Here is an 18,694-nt window from a genome sequence, read left to right as displayed (position 1 = left end):
TCTACTTATTATTTTCTGACGGCCAATACATATAATGGCCGATATGTTAATGTTACTTGTTGATTTACGGTTCCAAATCTTTCCTGATAGGCGGCACTGAATGCCCGAAGCCGTCCAGGCGTCCAAAACTCAGCATGATTCCCGGTTACACCTGTTTCTTTCAAGTGCCGCAGTACTGCTTTCGGCGAAGAGAACAACAGACGGATTTCACTTTCTTCGATATGCTCCATATCATACAGAGAGCTCAACCAGTCACGCCATTGCCCAGCCGAAGGATAGACAAGTCCTTGTCCGGTCAGTTCCCGAATTTCACCTAAATTTCCCGGTAAGAAGGTGGAAAACAACAAAACATCGCCCGACTTCTGACAACTGGCCAAGCGTTGAACAAAGGGTCCGGGAGCCGGGAACCATTGGAACACAGACGAAGATGCAATCAGTTCAAACGGACCTATCCAAGGATAAGCAGTAGCATCCGCACAAACAAAATGCGTATTTACAGCACAAAACCGCAAGGCTTTTTCGGCACAAGCCGGATACAGATCATTCAGCGTCCAGACAGCCGAAGTACAAGAGGATTGCAGATAACGGGTGAATCCACCGGTTCCGCAACCGATTTCCAAGGCCGTTGCGGGCTGGAAACCATGTTTTTGCTGATATATTTCCCATACAGCCGACAAATGCCGAGCAATCTGCTGTTGGGCTACGGCAGACTCATCATACGTAGAACAAGCCCGATTGAACTTCCGGCGAACCCGTTCCTGGTCTATTTCACTGATAGTTCGTTCCATTGTTTCCATAAGCCAAAAGGATCATGAGGAGCTTCTATTTCTTTTATCCGGACATTCCGACGCTGCCAATGTGCTAATTGATTGGCCGTTGGAAAGATCCGGTCTGATAAACCGACGATGGCCTGGTCCCACGAAAAGGATACTGGTTTATCTTTTCGTGCCTGAATAGCCTGAAACAAGAAACGAAGTTCATCGGATATCTCTTCCAAAGGTCGTGACGGCACTCTTTCCCAGGCCGCTAGTCGCTCCTTGCTGGCACACATCCGACGATTAAACCGACGGATGCCGTCTGGTGTCAGATTATCCAGTGTTCCCCGAAAAATCACTTCCGGAATACCTTCAGTATCATGGATAGGACAACCGGTTCCATTAATAGCAATCTTTTGTTCCCAGACGACCGAAGACCTCCCGCCAAAAAGTTGCTCTGCAACCCATACACCCAATGACCAGGCGATTAAGGTAACAGAACGATAAACAGACAAATCTTCATTAAAATTCAGATCTCTATAATCTGATACGAACCAGACGTCTTGATCCTCTTCTGCTTTCATCGTATAAAAGAAGGTGGGAGAAACCGACCAACCACAAAAGAACAACAGTAATCGTGCATATTTTTCGTTTATAAATTTATCTACCTGCATATGTATGAAAACACGCCGGCTTTTTTTCTAAAAATACGCCAGCTTTTTATTAAAATACGCCGGCTTTTCATAAAAATACGCCGGCTTTTTTCTTACAGTTCTTACAAAGCCTATATTTCAGGCATTTATTCCCTCTGAGAGATGTGCTACCAGATGATTAATTTCCTCATCTGTCATATCGGCTGTCAAGGAAAAACGGATGCGGGATGTTCCCTTCGGAACAGTTGGCGGACGAACCGGAAGGCAATAGAAACCATGCCGTTGCAACTGTTCTGCCGTCCATACACATTCCTCGTTTTCACCCACAATAAACGGAACAATATGACTGTTCGATATCTCTCCTCCATGGCCATGAAGCACAGCTGCCAGCCGGCGGCTGATGGCCGCCAAATGCTGACGCCGGGATTCCATCTGAAGCAAACGCCGGAACAGGAAAGTAGTCCAGGCTATCTGGGCCGGAGGCAAAGCGGTACTGAATATCAGAGGGCGCATTGTATTAATCAGATAATCACGGATCACCTGACTGCACAAGACATAAGCACCCATTGAAGCCATCGCTTTTCCGAATGTTCCAACTAATAAATCGATCTCCTGCAGACAACCGCACTCTTCGGCGACACCTAAACCACGGGCTCCTCGAACTCCGATGGCATGTGCCTCATCGACATACAGCATAACATTCGGATAGTTCCGCTTTAATGAAACCAGCCGATTCAAATCGGCCACATCACCATCCATACTGAATATGCTTTCGGTTGCCACTATGACCTGCTCATACCGGGAAGTCTCTTTTTGAAGTATCTGCTCCAGATGATCATAATCATTATGCCGGTATCGGAGGAAAGAAACGCCGCTCAACAGCAAACCGTCGATGATACTGGCATGCACCAGCTTGTCGGCTACTAAAAGCGTCTGCTTATCGGCCAAGGCAGGTAAAATTCCAGTATTGGCATGATAACCGCTATTAAACACCAGCGCGGCCTCACGTCCAAATGTATGTGCCAACAGTTGCTCCAACTCTTCATACACCGTAAAGTTTCCGGTCAACAGCCGGGAAGAGGACGAAGACAAAGGCAATGAAGAAGCTCGCAATGAATCCAAGAACTCATTCCGAAGCCCTGTATCATTGGCCAGTCCTAAGTAATCGTTAGACGAAAGATTCAGCATCCGCTGGCCATTCCGCTCAATCCATTTACCATCGTGGACAACATGCGGTAAACTACGCAAACAGCCTTTCGAAGCTAAATCATTCAATAGTTTCTGATAATCTTTCATGACAAAACTCGTAATAAACCCGTCGTCAGCTGATGCAATTCTTCGGGAGATATAATAAATGGAGGCATCACATACACTAACTTACCAAACGGACGCACCCAAATGCCTTCTTCTACAAAACGCCGTTGCATATAAGCCATATTAACCGGTTCTTTCATTTCAACAACCCCAATGGCTCCCAACACACGAACTTCACGGACCGTTGGGTAATCGGCTGCCGGAGCCAGTTCTGTTTTCAACTGAGTTTCGATGCGTTTTACCTTTTCCTGCCAACCACTCTCCAACAACAAAGAAACCGAAGCAGAAGCCACCGCACAGGCCAACGGATTACCCATAAATGTCGGACCATGCATAAAGCATCCGGCCTCGCCCGAACAGATCATATCAGCAATCGGCTGTGTAGTAATTGTAGCTGATAAAGTCATGTACCCGCCAGTCAAAGCCTTTCCGATACACATAATATCGGGTTCCACACCCGCCCATTCCCAGGCAAAGAGTTTTCCCGTCCGACCGAAGCCGGTAGCAATCTCGTCGAATATCAGCAATACGTTGTATTGATTACACAACTCACGGGCACGCACCAAATATGTCGGCGAATAAAAATACATACCGCCCGCACCTTGTACTACCGGTTCCAAAATCAAAGCTGCAATATCATCAGCGTGATGCTGAAGCAAATCTTCCAAAGGATGAATGGCTTCCTCGTTCCACTCTTCCGCAAAACGCACCGGCGGCTGCGGAATAAAATACTGTACCGGCAGACTTCCGGCAAAGATGCCATGCATACCTGTTACCGGATCGCAAACCGACATGGCGTGCCACGTATCACCGTGGTAACCGCTTCGAATAGTTGCAAATGCATGTTTCCGGGCTTTTCCCTGAGACTGCCAATATTGGATGGCCATTTTCATGGCTACTTCCACAGCAACTGAACCTGTATCTGCCAGGAAGACCTTATCCATTGATGGAGGAAGAATCGGTAATAACTTCGAAACCAGTTCGACTGCCGGCTCATGTGTAATACCGCCAAACATAATGTGGCTCATTTTCTTCAGCTGAGCCTCGGCAGCCGCATTCAAAACCGGATGATTATACCCGTGAACTGCCGCCCACCAGGAAGACATACCGTCTATTAACTCTCTTCCATCCGCCAAACGAATACGGACACCCTGCGCACTTGCTACAGGATAAACAGGCAACGGATCAATCGTTGAGGTATATGGATGCCAGATATGTTCCCGGTCAAATGCTAATAACTCTTCTGTTGTCATTTTTCCCAATCTGTTTGTTCCGTCAGCGAATAACCTTCGGAGGTGAATAATTGTCTGTCTGCTTCTACCCGGCTGCCGATTGTCGTCAGTAAATCACCGATAATAGCAGAGTTAATACCTATATATAAAGCCTTACGCTGTACCGCTTCACTCAACTGGGCACGACCACCGGAGAAACGCAAGAAAGCTTTCGGATTGATAAAACGGAAAAGAGCTACCGTTGTCAGGAATTCTTCATCAGACAAAGGGACAGCATGTTCCAATGGAGTTCCGGGTATCGGCTGCAATAAATTAAGAGGAATGGAAAGAATCTCTTCCCGCTGGAGGAAAAGAGCCATCTCAATACGCTGCTCCATCGTCTCTCCCATTCCGATAATACCGCCGCAACAAACCCGGAATCCGATTTCACGTGCCATATGGATCGTTTCCATCTTCTGCTCTATTGTATGAGTTGTACACAATTCAGGAAAATAGGAAGGAGCTGTTTCGATATTACAATGATAATTCTCCACACCACTATCATACAAAGCCTGCAATTCTTCCCGTTTCAACAGCCCCATTGACGCACAGCACTTGATACCGCAATGCTTCTTAATCGCCTTTACCGTTTCCACAATCTGCTGCATACCCTGTGCATTGACACGCTTTCCACTTGTTACCAAGGCAAAACGACCGATTCCCTGCTGATAATTATAAACAGCATGGCGCACACATTCTTCGGCTGGCAACAACGGATACAGATTGACTTTCGTCGGATAATGAGCCGACTGAGCACACCATTTGCAGTTTTCTCCGCAATTACCACTTCGGACGTTAATGATAGAACACGTATCAAACTTATTCCCCATATAATAACGGGTTATTTCATGGGCAGCAGCGTACAATGCTTCACGATCTTCATCCAGCAAAGACTTTGCCTGCTGTTCGTCCAGCCATCTGCCGTCCAAAACTTGTTGTTTTAATTCTTCAACCAACATATTTCTCTCTACTAAACAAAAAAGCGGACAGACATCCCGAAGGATATCTATCCGCTTTCATCTATGATTTATTATAATTATTCCATTCGTTTTCTTCACTGGCAACAACAGGCAAATCAAATACCACCGGACATAAGAATCCACTTATTCCTTTCTGCAGAAGTTCTGTTTCATCTTCACAAATATCTTCCTGCACCTGTACATCTACTGACATCAGACCAACCAACGAACACAAATAACCGTGCAACGAAAGGTTCTTGGCCTGAAAACGATCAGCTACATAAGTAGCCAGTTGTCCGATATTTACGGTATGATGAATACTGATAAAAGCAGCATACGCTTTCCGGCTCCATTTTCTGAAACGGAGAACAACCGGCTTATATGTCCTATACTGCTTTCTCATCGCCAATAATTGTTTACTGTACTTTACTTAGCAACTTTCTCCAATCGCTTCAGGATGATGAATATGAAAAGAGCAGCTACCAAACAGATGCCAACTAATACGCCCCAAACGACCGTCAGAGAAGCGCCCCACATCAATGCAGGGATACTTACAAGCAGATTACCAATAGCTGTAGATACAAACCAGCCACCCATCATCATACCTGCATATTTTGGAGGAGCCACTTTCGATACAAAAGAAATACCAATCGGTGAAAGCAACAACTCAGCAAATGTAAGAATCAGATAAGTTCCGATCAACAGGTTTGGAGTTACATCAGCCATATGCTGCGGCTGACCAGCTGCATCGAACGTAGGAGCAGGAAGACCGATTGAACCAATGGTCATTAATATATAAGCCACTGCTGCTACCAACATACCTAATCCGATCTTCAATGGAGCAGAAGGTTCTTTACCCTTCTTGGCCAACATACCGAACAAGGCTATTGATACTGGAGTCAATGCAACAACAAAACAAGCATTAAAATGCTGGAAAATCGGAGCACTTACATTCGTTACATCCGGCAGTCCGTTGTATTTATAAATCAAACCTGCAATTGCTGCTAGAATAACAACAGCAGAAATAGTTTTTCCTTTTCCTGTTGTACTTTGGAACAAACCAAACAGGCCATACACAATGAGGATACCAAATACAAGATTAATTACATCAAAAGCCATGCTGGCAATTCCTGTTGAAGTCGTTGCCGTATAATCACGGGCAAAATAAGTCAGCGTTGAACCGTTCTGATGGAATGCCATCCAGAAGAAAATAACCACCGCAAAAACCAGACAGAGACAAACGATACGTTCTTTAGTGGCAGCCGGACTTAATTCCTCAACCTTCGAATCAGAAGAAGAGGCTGCTACTTTTGTACGGTCAGCATGTTTGAATGTTCCACGGAACAAATAATAAACAATAATAGAAAAAACCAGCGAAGCACATGCTACAGCAAAAGCCAGGTGATAAGAATCAGCTTCGCTCATGCCTAACGATGTCTGTGCCCATTCCATCATTTTGATGGCAGCTGTAGGAGCAAACATAGCTCCGATGTTGATAGCCATATAGAAAATCTGGAAACCAGAATCTCGTTTGTTGGAGAAACGAGCCTCGTCATATAAGTTACCGACTAAAACCTGTAAGTTCCCTTTAAAGAGTCCTGTTCCCGCACAGATCAATGCCAAAGCACCGCCCATAGCTGCAATAGCAGGTATGCCTGTTCCTAAAGGAATGGCCAATAACAAATAACCGAAAAACATAATGGTGATACCGATAGTCACCATCTTCCCGAATCCATATTTATCGGCCAGCATTCCTCCAAATAAAGGCAGGAAATAAACAAAACCCAGGAAAACGGAATAAATCAAACCAGCTGTTCCTGTTGAAAAACCGAAGTTGGCTTGTAAAAATAATACAAAAACTGCGAGCATGGTATAATAGCCAAATCGTTCACCGGTATTGGCCAAGGCTAACGCATACAATCCTTTAGGTTGTCCTCCAAACATATAAGTATAAGTTAAATATAGATTAATAAATTATTGAATGATCTGCTTGATCGCTCCCGTTTCAGGATAGAAATAAACCTTCACCGGAGCTTTCTTATCTTCAAACATGACAGGCGCCAGAGCCTCACGTGTTCCAAACTGAGTAATCTGAGCTTCTCCTTTGTACAGAGATTTCCGGCTCGTAAAGATTTCAACGCTAGCCTTACCCGGAACATTATAAACAATACCCTTCAAGCTCTTTTCTTTCTTTTCAGCCTCTTTCGGATCCAATTGTGGAGCACGATCTGTCGCCTTCAAGTTCATATAGACGGGTTGACCGGCCAAATCATCGGCATCAACAACACCCAAATGTTCTGAAAAACGGAACAGGATTTCTTTTTCTAAATCACCATCCGGCTCAACAGTTACCTCATAATGATCCGTTGACCGGGTCATAACACCCACAAAAAGATTGGTCAAAGCTTGTTCTTGAGCTTCCAGCTCTTCAATCACCAGCTGCATAGCCTGACCGTCAGGTGGCAGATTATCAGCTTCACCTGTCAAAATATTCATACGGCTTTCACGGATACGGTAAATCTGTTTAGCAGCGACCTCAGCCTGTTTAGCCGTAGATCCAGCCATCAACAGTTCTTCCGAAAAAACAGAGACATCCGTTGCTACGGCTTTCTTAGCCTTTTTAGCTGAAGTATTTCCTTCTACAGTCGAATCAGGCGTGTATTCAGCATTAATCGAACATAACAGACCATCTTCCGTCAAATAGGTATATGGAGCAACTGTTCCGGGCTTGAAAGAAACAATATACGTATTATCTTTATCTGGAACACCTCTGTTGATGAGCTTTACCTTTCCTAATTCATAATAAACTTCATCTTGAGTAATCACTTTCTTAACCCCCAAGTATTTCTCGGCGTACTGATAATAAGGTCCAGCCTTACAAGTTACTTTCGTAACTTCTGCATCAACCACCAAATTCGTCTTTGGCAATGAATAAGTAATGCCATAATCATTGGCTTTTACTGCATTTGCCTTAACCACTTTCGTCTGAGCAACAGCCGAAAACGACGCCAGCAGCCCTGCTAATAATACGATATTCCTGATCATATCATCTATTCTTTTTGTTCTTTTCCTTTAATACGGTTACAAACATACAAAATTTCTTGTATTTAGACAACATTTCATTTAAAGTACAATTAGCCCCTTTTCCAATCCTAAAAACAACGTTTATCAGAAAGTTACATCCAGCTATTTAATAAAAAAGAGACCTTTGATAAGCTCTCTTACCAAAAGGTCTCCTATGTGTGTGTAATTATGAAAAGGTTGAAAAGTCTTTAATGAACATTTGTACGTGTATCCCACCACATCTGTTTACCCCATGTATTATCTACAACATCTACCGTTGCAGCTTCTACATTTTCTTTATTGTACTGATATTCATTATCCGGATATGGCATACGGAACGGAACATCATTATGGGCAGTTCCGAAGCTACAGAATTTACCCGGATATTCGCCCGATGTCCGGATTTCTTTCGGATAACCAGTTCGGCGGTATAAGCTCCAAGCCTCGCAGTTTTCTTTAAACAGAGCGACCCACTCTTCCATATAGATCCGTTCGAGGGTGTTATCCCACTTCCCGGCATTCGCCAAATACGTTTCGGCATCAGCAGCAGAAACACCATTGTCTTCCATGGAGATTTTCACGGCAGTTTCGTATGCTTCCTGAGCAGAAATACCCACGTTCCAACCCCGCATAGCGGCTTCTGCCATGATGAAATAGTTCTCACAAGATTTCAATATAGGCGTAAAACCTGCCGGTTCTTCACGATACATAACTCCCATACGAGATATGGTCTGAATGTTAGACGGTGCAGATAATGCTCCATTTTCATATCCACGATAGACGCCATCAGTAGCTGCCGGCTGCATAATCGCTGAAATTCGAGGATCTTCTGTACTTAACAAGTGATTGACGAAAATATTACTCATACCATAATCATCACGTGTACGGAAATCATTGTAATAAGGTTCAAAGTAAGGAGATGAACCTTGCCAGTAGAAATAAGCATTCTCTGCGCTGGTTTCCAATACCGGATAACTTGTCAGGTTTTGGCAAACTTCTTCAATGGTACTCTTTGCCAAATCCGGAGCTACGTTTACAATACGCATGGCGGCACGCAGGCGCAACGAGTTACAGAACTTCTGCCATCTCTGAATATCTCCGCCAAACAAGAAGTCACCCTCTCCAATATTGTCGGAACCTAATCCTGCAGCCATTTCATCCGCAATGGCTTTCAGATTCTCCAAAATAGCCGGATAAATAATTTCCTGAGAGTCATATTTCGGCTTCATTTGGCCATCCTCTACCTTGTTGGCTTCTGTATATGGTATGTCTCCAAACTGGTCAGTATTCAGCAGCCACAAATATTCCTTGAAGATACGGGAAGCCCAACGGATGTTTTTAAGCTCGTCCGCATTTTCTTCCGTCAGAGCCAAGATATCATCCAACAACACAATTCGTCGGTAGCAGTTAGAGAACTTATTACCATATGTATTGTTAGTTGGGAGATAGTTGTAGTTATCCATATACTGAATCTTGACAATATACCCCGCCCATGCTTCCGTGGCATCAAATCCGGCCTGTCTTGACATAGTTTCGCGTAAGGCATATCCCAGCATATTGGTGGGAGCACCCGTCTCCAACGCATCCGGGTCACTGTTAATCTCATCAAAGTTACTGGTACAACCTCCCAACATCAAAGAAACAGCCAAAGAGGCAACCGTTGTCAGTTTAAATATATTTTTCATACTCAATGCTTGTTAAAACGATTAATTAAAATGTAAGATTTACTTTCAGACCGAAACTGCGAGACGACGGAACAGCAGCCTGCTCGAAACCGACACCACGGCTATCACTGGATACACCACCAGTTTCCGGATCCAGACGCATCGTGTTAGATTTATGTACCCAAAGCAATGCCAAGTTGTTACCAATCAACGATACCGTCGCATTGCTGATATAACGGGTCTTAGCCATCCATGCTTTCGGGAAAGTATATGAAATATAAGCCTCACGCAATTTTAAGAACGAACCATCAAAGGTGTAATATTCAGAAACCTCATTCTTAAACCAGCTATATGCATTCGTCTTGATCGTATTGGTTACCCAATTACCACTGGCATCTTGCATAACAAAACGTTCATCATCCATCACATCCACACCTGCCACGATTTCACGTTCACGGATACCATTCTCGGCAGTAACGATAGATGTACCGGCAGAATAACTGTGATTCATGGTCTGTGACCAAATATCACCACCAATACGCAAATCCAGCAAGAATCCAAAGTTGAAATTCTGGATCGTGAAATCATTTCGCCAGTTTAACAGGAAATCAGGAGTTACATTTCCGAAATTAACAGCACTTTCAGTCTGGGCAAGTCCATTTGAATTGACTTTGATCGAACCAATCTGATCAGAGGTAGCAGTACCTGCTTTTACATCATCGGCTGTTATACGGGCAAAACCGGTTCCAACTAAAGAACCCCACTTCTCCCCTTCAACGGCTTGTGTTGCAATACCCCATGTCCAACCAATACCATACGTATCCAATCCCATTTCCGGATACAACTCAATAACCTTACTGTTATCCTTCGAGAAATTGAACGTACTGGTCCAATTCAAACCTTTCTTGCTCTGCAAGATATCGCCACTTAACTGAATTTCTACACCCTTGTTTTGGATTTCACCGGCATTGATCAGCAAAGATGAATATCCAGTAGAATAAGGAACGGTTACATTCAAGATCTGATCGGTTGTCGTCTTTTTGTAATAAGCTACGTCCAAATGTAAACGGTCATGCAAGAATCCGAATTCGGCACCAATTTCCCACGTCTTTATACTTTCCGGTTTCAAATTCTCATTCGGATAAGTCGTACTCTTATAAATCTGAGCAACTCCATTGAATGAACCATCCGTATCCAAGTAATAATAGGCACGGTTACGATAAGCTGTCGTTGCGTTACCGATTTCAGCCCAACCACCACGCAGTTTCAAAAAAGAAAGTGCAGAGCCGTCACCTTTCAGCCAAGGCAAAGTTTCTGTAGCAATCCAGCTCAAACTGGCCGAAGGATAAAAGAACGATTCATTGATTGTAGAACTCCAATCGTTACGGGCACTGACATCTAAATACAACTGGTTCTTCCATCCGACAGAAGCATTGGCATAGACAGAGTTTGAACGAATATGACTGTGGTCCATTGCTGTAACAGCATCACTTTTCTTATTAGCGATTGTATAAACACCCAATACGGTCAATGCTGCCGCACCAAATTCAGTATTCTCCCAAGACACATCCCGGTAGTTGGCACCCGCCATCGCTGTAATGTTGAAATCACCGAACGTCTTGTTAAAGCTAGCGATCAAATCTAAGTTTAACTCTGTATTCTTATCATTTATCTGAGAGAAACCTCCTTCCGGATAGTCGGAGCGGTCAATATAGTGACGCTCAAAAGCAGTTGAATTATAATAATCCAATCCGGCACGACCTTCTATCTTCAAAAATTCAAATGGCTGATAATACAATGAAGTCTTACCAAACACACGGTCACGCTGATAGCTGTTCGTATTCTCATATACCGTGAAATACGGGTTCATATGATAATTAGTATTCCAGTTATAATAGGTATAATTACCGGATGCATCTTTCTGATCCCAATTTTCTTTCAAGGTCTGCATATTAATCTGACGTCCAGACCAGGCAATCAAAGAGTTGATCGGGTTGTTACCACCATATCCCTGACCTACCAAGTTATCACTTTGGGTACGCGTATAACTGGTACTCAGATCATACGTAAAATATTTATTTAATTTGATAGATGTATTCAAAGAGGCTGAATATCGCTTCTGGTCAGTGTTAGGAACCGTACCCGTCTGACCACGATAAGAAAGAGAAGCACGTGTACTTGCTTTTTCTGAATTGGCAGCGACCGAAATAGTATGATTCTGAGATACACCTGTCTGGAAGAAATCCTTCACATTGTTCGGACGAGAAACCCAAGGAACCTTTTCACCATTACTGTCGTATTGTACCAGGTTTAATCCGGCATCCAAACGAGGTCCCCATGATTCATCATAAAAGTCATTGATACCATTCGATCCATCCACCCAGTTGAAACCATACTGCTCAGCATATTCCTGATAACTCAAATTCGGGGCGTTTAATTGCCAGTGATATTCATCACCGTTATTACCTTGTCCGTAAGAATTCTGAACCTTTGGCAAATTAGCTACTCGATCGATTGTGATATTACCGTCGTATGAAACTTTCACACCATTATTTTTCTTTCCTGATTTGGTAGTAATCAAGATAACGCCGTTACCGGCACGCATACCGTACAAAGCGGCTGAACCACCTTTCAAGACAGTCATTGACTCAATATCTTCCGGGTTGATATCGTTCAGACCAGAACCATAGTCAACACCATTATATGTATTATCACCTGTACGCTGCGTATCATTCGAAATAGGTACACCGTCAACAACGATCAGAGGCTGCTGGTCACTCTGCAAGGAAGAGTTACCACGGATAGAAATACGAGATGAAGCACCAACACTACCACCAAACTGGTTAATCTGTACACCGGCTACTTTACCAGACAAAGCACTCGTTACATTCAGTTGTCCTGCCTTTGTCAAATCTTCAGATCCTACTTCCTGAACGGCATAAGCCAATGATTTTTTCTCACGGGTCAAACCCATTGCCGTAACGACGACCTCATCCAAATTCTGTGAATCAGTAACCAGCTTAACTGTCATTTGCGGTTTTACTGCCAATTCCTGACTCTGCATTCCTACATACGAAATCACAAGCGTTTTAGCGCCTTCCGGTACTTCTAAAGAAAATGCTCCGTCAAAATCAGTTACTGTTCCTGTTGTTGTACCTTTCACTACGACTGTAGCACCAATTACTGGGGTATTATCTTCCATCGATATTACCCTACCCGTCACCTGAGTCGTCTGAGCTGTTGCAATCATCGTCCCCATACAAGCGGAAGCTGCAACCAATAAAATTAGCCTTCCTTTTTCCATCTTCATTTCCTTAAGTTAGTTATTACATCTTACTGAATCCAATAATTAAATAACACATTCTTGTCAGATAAAATCTTTTTGCCCATAAACCATACAATCGACAAAATTCATACTATTACTCAACTAAGTCCAAACACAACTTATTCTTTTGAAACCAATTAGAAGCAGGCCTAACAACCAATTCATTTCTCAAGTTTACAGTAATATTCTTTATTTCTGCCTTCTCTTCAGACTTTTCAATCTTAAAACAGACACAGTTGTGTTTGAACTATGCTATTTTTCCAACAGATCAGAAAAGGCTTCCATAAAATATTAAGAACTTATTTAATTATTTACTCGGTGGATTCTTTGTCTAATTTTAACGACAATACTTAAAATCAGCAAAATTAAAAACTGTTATTTTCCCAGTTCAATACCACCTTTGCTGTTCATATTTTTATTATTCATTATTAATTCTGCGGTAAAAATAATAACAAATCATTTTAAATCAAAATATAATCACACTTTAACACTTTTAACCCCTAAATTTTAACAAACCATATTCGCAAAACAATATTAATATAAACAAATAAAACAAACATCTATTTGCATTCCACTATCAAGAAAACATAAAAGACACTTTATTGCGGCCTGATTTTATAAGAAACCGATTATTATTTCCAGAAAAACTGAATATTCAATGTCAAAATGACACTTTAATCGCAAAGTACACAATCAAAATATTTCCATTAATGAAAAACAAATAACAATATAATGTTAAATCAAATTTTAAGACATACAAGTCAAATCCTATTAGCTTTGTTTTTAATTCTCGTTGGTTTTGATTTCAATTCTCACGAATTTCAATTTAAGCTCACACTACATATTAGATTATCTTCTTTGAAACCAACTCGAGCAAGTATAAAACAAAAAAATACCGGAACAAATTCCATGAAAGGAATCTATTCCGGTCAATTATTTTAGAATGATACTGTCTCAATTAATACCCCGGATTCTGCGTCCAGTTACTATTTGCATTCAGCACATCTTGAGGAACGGGTAATATACGGCATTCTTTATCAAAACGGGCTGTCGGGAAACCTTTTTTATGGAAACCATATTCACTTTCAAAGGTTCCAAAACGGATCATATCATTTCTACGCCAGTTTTCGTCAAAGAACTCACGTCCTCTTTCATCCAGAATATCCTGTAAAGTCGGTGCAACTTCCAGCAACGGAGCACTCACATATCCCCGAATCTGATTGAAAAGAGATAATGGCGTATCCCCATTTGTCGCCTGTGCTCCACGAAGAATTGCCTCAGCTTTCGTCAACAGAATATCCGCATAACGGAAAATAGGTACATCATTACTTTGATTACGTCCATGCTCACGATACTCTGTCGGATCCGGATAGAATTTAATAGAGCGATATCCTTGTGACCATCCATTAAAATCGGCCCCTACATTCAACTGCTCATTTTCAGCTTTCAATGTAATTGTTTTAGAGAACACCAACGGAGTCGTACCCTGATAAAGGAATACTTCATCTGTAGGTTCGTAAGTAGCTCCATCAAATTTATAAACCGTACCACCCAGAACAGCATCGTTACGCTGATCCCCTTCTAAAGAAAACAAATCAGAGAATTCAGGGTTCATAGCAAAGTTTCCGGCACATGAATTACCCATCTGCCCACCATAATATCCGCCATTTCCATCATCAATACGACGGAAGGTACGATAACGGCCATAATACATTCCCTGAGCGGAAGTACAATCAAAAGGCATGGCATATATAAAATCCTTGATCTGTGCTCCGTTGTCCGGATAGAACTTCCGACGATATTCATCGCTCAGGTCAAAGAGACCGCTCTGTATGATATCATCACAATACTTCACGCAATCTGCCAGTTTGGCATTGGTCAGATCGGGGGTATAAGTCGTTACATCTCCACAAGTATAAACAGCCCAGTTAATATATAGCTTGACCAGCAGAGCCTCAGCCATCCACTTATTGGGTTTACCATAGGTAGATTCATTGCTGCTCGTATTTAAATAAGGCAGACAGTCCAATAGTTCACTCTCAATATACTCGGCTACCTCTTTTCTCGGACTCCGTTCAACAGCTTCATCTTCATCCGGTATTTTATCCAAAATAGGAACATCCCCGAAACTATCCATTAATATAAAATGATAGAAAGCACGCATAGCCCGGGCTGGAGCAATAATAGACGGATCAGCCTCGTCACCTCCAAAATCTTTAATTACAGTATTACAACGGGTAATACCACTCGACAAATCACTCCAATAGCTTAAACCTCCATCTGTTGGCAAATAATTGTGGAGCGAAGTGTGACTGTATGTTCCGCCATCATAATAATCACCATCAAAACTGATTCCTGTTGCTTCGTCTGACGATAAAGTCTGAATCTGATTATAGCTACTACCTAAGGCACTACGAAAAGCATAATATACATCCGCCATTTTTGCCTCAACCGCTACTTCTGAAGATGAAGGATATTCCGTGTATTGCGAATCAATATCAACATCAAGATCGGTACAACTTGCCGTCAGTCCTAGTAAACCGGCAGTCATCAATATCTGAATTTTCTTATTCATTTTTTTATTCGTTTTCAGTTATTAAAAATACATGTGACATTAGAAATTAACCTTCAAGCCTATCATATAGGTACGTGTGTGCGGATAATAATTTTCACGCCAGTCAATACCCGGAGTCAGTCCTCCCAATGAGACTTCAGGGTCAGTACCTTTATAACCTGTAACGGTAAAGACATTGTTACAAGTCGCATAAAGAGTCAGATTATTGGCCCAATCACTCAGATTACCAAAATTGTATGCAAGAGACAAAGTCGCCAAGCGTAAATAACTACCATTCTCCAAATAACGATCAGACGGAACCTGGGCATTCACATCTGTAAATAGCTGGTCGGTCATAACTTCCTTCAAAGCATTTTTACCAGAAGTAACCAAAGAAACAGAATTATACTGTGCACGCAGCGCATTGAATATCTTATTTCCCAATACACCTTGGAAGAATAAATTCAACGACCATCTCTTATAATTTAAGGTATTATTCCAACCATAAGTCAGCTTCGGTTGTGCACTGCCCGTTTTAGTTCGGTCTGTATCTCTCAATTCTGTTGTCGTTTCACCGGTCCGTTCACCTGTTTCCGGATCATGAACATAAAACTGAGAAACACCATCTTCGGTATAACCTGCCCATTCGTAAGTATAGAACTGTCCGATCGGAGCCCCTTCCATCAGGCGCTGTACGTACTTATCACTATTACCGGCTATACCTGGACTCGCCAAATCCTGATAATCGACAGAGAAAGTCGCATTCGATAATTTTTCAACCACATTCTTATTATGCGCCAAGTTTAAAGTCGTATTCCATTCAAAATCGTGAGTCTTGACCGGAACCGCATTAATAGTTAATTCAATACCTTTATTACTGATATCACCCACATTGGCCGTCATCGTATCGAAAGGATACCGGTTAGTAGATACCGGATAATAATAGATCAGATCACTTGTTTGTTTGTTATAATATTCAATCGTACCATTCAAACGGCTGTTGAAAAATGCAAAATCCAAACCAACATTAAACATACCTGTACGCTCCCATTTCAAATCAGGATTTGAGTTATTAGTAGCAGCCAAAGTATGTTTATTCGACGTATTTCCATTGGCATCCGTATAGCTGAACCATCCCGACACACCATAAGTTTCTCTGGCCGTATATGCATCAAAGCCTAATGAGTTACCACTCACACCATAACCTACTCTAAACTTCAAATCATCGAAGATATTCAGATCTTTGATAAAATCTTCATCAGACAACCGCCAGGCTGCTGAAACAGATGGGAAGGTTGCCCAACGGTTGTTCTTTCCAAAAGCAGAAGAACCATCCCGACGTAAAGTTGCCTGAAGGCTGTACTTATCATTAAATACATAATTCAAACGACCATAGAAAGAAATCATACGTAATGTAGATTTTACCTTACTTTCAACCCCATCTATACCATCGATCGTATTGGCATAAGTCAGATTATTATAGGTAACATCATCATTATAAAAATCCTTCACAGTAAGACCAAAACCATCATCCGTCATGGTTTCCTCCCAAGAATATCCCAGCATGACACCCAAACGGTGACGGTCGGCTATTGTAGTATCGTAATTGACATACGTTTCAAACACACTCTTAGTACCCATATACGTATTTCGGGTTGCCTGACCATTGTTCCGGACATACTGTGATTTTGTAGAATGATATTCACTATACGTACTCTGATCCGTCATATACGAATAATTGGCACTCCAGTTCAGTCCTTTAAGAATATTCAAATCTGCCTTACCGGTAATCATCATATTCTTATCAATGGTTTTCTGCGTATCTTCATAAATCAGAGACAACGGATTATAATATTGTGTAATACCAAACGATTCGTACCAGGAACCATCGTCATTCCGGACAGGCTGAGTAGGAGAATAATAAAGCATGGCATCTGTAACACTTTCTCCATTTCCTTCCATAACAAATCCATCATGAGTAGACTGACTACCATTAACCCCCAATGACAAAGTCAAATGATCTTTCAATACTTTTGACTGAGCCAATGCCCGCGCATTAAAACGCTGCATATTTGAACCTAAGATCACACCTTCGCGGTTCACATAATTCAGACTGATATTATAGTTGGATTTATCATTTCCACCACTGACAGACACATTATGATTATGAGAAACGCCTGTACGCTGTACTTCTTTCTGCCAGTCAGTATTGGCTCCTTCATCGTTAGGCAATGTATAATTGTTAGCCGCAGCATAGCTTCTTAAATCGTCAGCCGTCATCATATCCATATTCTTGGCCACTCTATCGAAAGCTACATAACCACTATAACTTACATTGGCACGGCCGGATTTACCACGCTTTGTAGTAATGATGATAACACCATTAGCCGCTTTTGATCCATATATCGCTGTAGCTGTTGCATCACGCAAAACGTCAATTGTTTCTATATCATCCGGAGAGACAAAAGAAAGATCAACTCCCGGAACACCATCTATAATATAATAAGGTTCCATAGCAGCACCTTCACGCAAGGTAGATGCACCACGCAAAGTAATAGAAGAAGACTGATTCGGATTACTAGACTGTGTGATCGTTAAACCAGCTACTTTTCCTTGCAACAATTGAGCAGGATCTGTATATACACCTTGATTTAAGTCATCTGACTGCACTGTAGAAATTGAACTCGTAACATCTTTTCTTCGCATCGTACCATAACCGACAACGACAACTTCTTCCAATAATTCGGAATCTTCTTTCAAGACAATTCTCATTTTCCTATCAGCCTTTACTTCCAAAGACTGATAACCAATAAAAGAGACTTGCAGCAAAGCTCCCTTTTTAACATCCGACAAAGAAAAGTTTCCATCTAAATCTGTCACTACTCCATTTGTCGTTCCGGCAACCAGCACATTGGCACCCACTACCGGCGCGCCTGAAGCGTCCACCACTATACCTGTAACAGTTATTCCAGATTGTTGCGTACCAGGTACTGACTCGACTACCTGTTTCTTCGCTTCATCAACCGAGTTTTCTGAAGCTGCATTTAAAGAACAAGGGATGGCAGAAGAACTTACACAAACTGCAAGAACTGCCATCGTTTTCAAATTTTCCATAACTAACCTATTAGAAAAAATC

At 42.0% G+C, this 18,694-nt stretch carries 12 protein-coding genes; all 12 read right to left on the bottom strand.

The genetic code is table 11. The features are described 5' to 3' along the window. Window positions 1-8 precede the first annotated feature (8 nt). The 12 genes from bioC to NEE14_RS15555 all read right to left on the bottom strand — a co-directional run bounded on the left by bioC (window position 9) and on the right by NEE14_RS15555 (window position 18,672). A complete protein-coding gene (gene bioC, locus NEE14_RS15610) occupies window positions 9-797 on the bottom strand; it encodes a malonyl-ACP O-methyltransferase BioC (protein ID WP_251966183.1) in 789 nt (262 codons plus the stop codon). After that, window positions 764-1,429: a DUF452 family protein gene (locus NEE14_RS15605; RefSeq protein ID WP_251966182.1), complete on the bottom strand. Its 666-nt coding sequence runs from the start codon at window positions 1,427-1,429 to the stop codon at window positions 764-766. The genes bioC and NEE14_RS15605 overlap by 34 nt, the downstream gene beginning before the upstream one ends. A gap of 117 nt (window positions 1,430-1,546) precedes the next feature. Beyond that, window positions 1,547-2,704 carry an 8-amino-7-oxononanoate synthase gene (locus tag NEE14_RS15600; RefSeq protein ID WP_251966181.1) on the bottom strand — a complete coding sequence of 386 codons (1,158 nt, stop codon included), beginning with the start codon at window positions 2,702-2,704 and terminating at the stop codon, window positions 1,547-1,549. Continuing rightward, the gene (bioA, locus tag NEE14_RS15595; protein ID WP_251966180.1) at window positions 2,701-3,975 is read right to left on the bottom strand and encodes an adenosylmethionine--8-amino-7-oxononanoate transaminase; all 1,275 of its coding nucleotides are present in this window, start codon (window positions 3,973-3,975) and stop codon (window positions 2,701-2,703) included. The genes NEE14_RS15600 and bioA overlap by 4 nt, the downstream gene beginning before the upstream one ends. Beyond that, on the bottom strand, window positions 3,972-4,949 hold the full coding sequence (gene bioB, locus NEE14_RS15590) for a biotin synthase BioB (RefSeq protein WP_317259003.1): 978 nt from the start codon (window positions 4,947-4,949) through the stop codon (window positions 3,972-3,974). Before bioB ends, bioA begins: the two co-directional genes overlap by 4 nt. A 64-nt stretch (window positions 4,950-5,013) precedes the next feature. Continuing rightward, on the bottom strand, window positions 5,014-5,355 hold the full coding sequence (locus tag NEE14_RS15585; RefSeq protein WP_251966178.1) for a hypothetical protein: 342 nt from the start codon (window positions 5,353-5,355) through the stop codon (window positions 5,014-5,016). A 23-nt stretch (window positions 5,356-5,378) separates the two neighbouring features. Beyond that, entirely contained in the window at window positions 5,379-6,896 is a 1,518-nt protein-coding gene (locus NEE14_RS15580) for a peptide MFS transporter (protein ID WP_251966177.1), read from the bottom strand. 30 nt (window positions 6,897-6,926) lie between these two features. After that, window positions 6,927-7,997: a DUF4831 family protein gene (locus tag NEE14_RS15575; RefSeq protein ID WP_251966176.1), complete on the bottom strand. Its 1,071-nt coding sequence runs from the start codon at window positions 7,995-7,997 to the stop codon at window positions 6,927-6,929. 227 nt (window positions 7,998-8,224) lie between these two features. Next, the gene (locus NEE14_RS15570) at window positions 8,225-9,700 is read right to left on the bottom strand and encodes a SusD/RagB family nutrient-binding outer membrane lipoprotein (protein ID WP_251966175.1); all 1,476 of its coding nucleotides are present in this window, start codon (window positions 9,698-9,700) and stop codon (window positions 8,225-8,227) included. 25 nt (window positions 9,701-9,725) lie between these two features. After that, complete coding sequence (locus tag NEE14_RS15565) at window positions 9,726-12,983, bottom strand: SusC/RagA family TonB-linked outer membrane protein (protein ID WP_251966174.1); 3,258 nt, start codon at window positions 12,981-12,983, stop codon at window positions 9,726-9,728. Between the two features lie 979 nt (window positions 12,984-13,962). Further along, entirely contained in the window at window positions 13,963-15,579 is a 1,617-nt protein-coding gene (locus tag NEE14_RS15560; protein ID WP_251966173.1) for a RagB/SusD family nutrient uptake outer membrane protein, read from the bottom strand. 39 nt (window positions 15,580-15,618) lie between these two features. Beyond that, window positions 15,619-18,672, bottom strand: coding sequence for a SusC/RagA family TonB-linked outer membrane protein (locus NEE14_RS15555; RefSeq protein ID WP_251966172.1), 3,054 nt, complete (start codon window positions 18,670-18,672; stop codon window positions 15,619-15,621). Between the last annotated feature and the right edge of the window lie 22 nt (window positions 18,673-18,694).

This window comes from Parabacteroides sp. AD58 (assembly GCF_023744375.2).
In the GTDB taxonomy this organism is placed as follows: Bacteria; Bacteroidota; Bacteroidia; order Bacteroidales; family Tannerellaceae; genus Parabacteroides; species Parabacteroides absconsus.
Note: the sequence above shows the minus strand (reverse complement) of the source record. Positions and strands in the feature narration are given on the sequence as shown.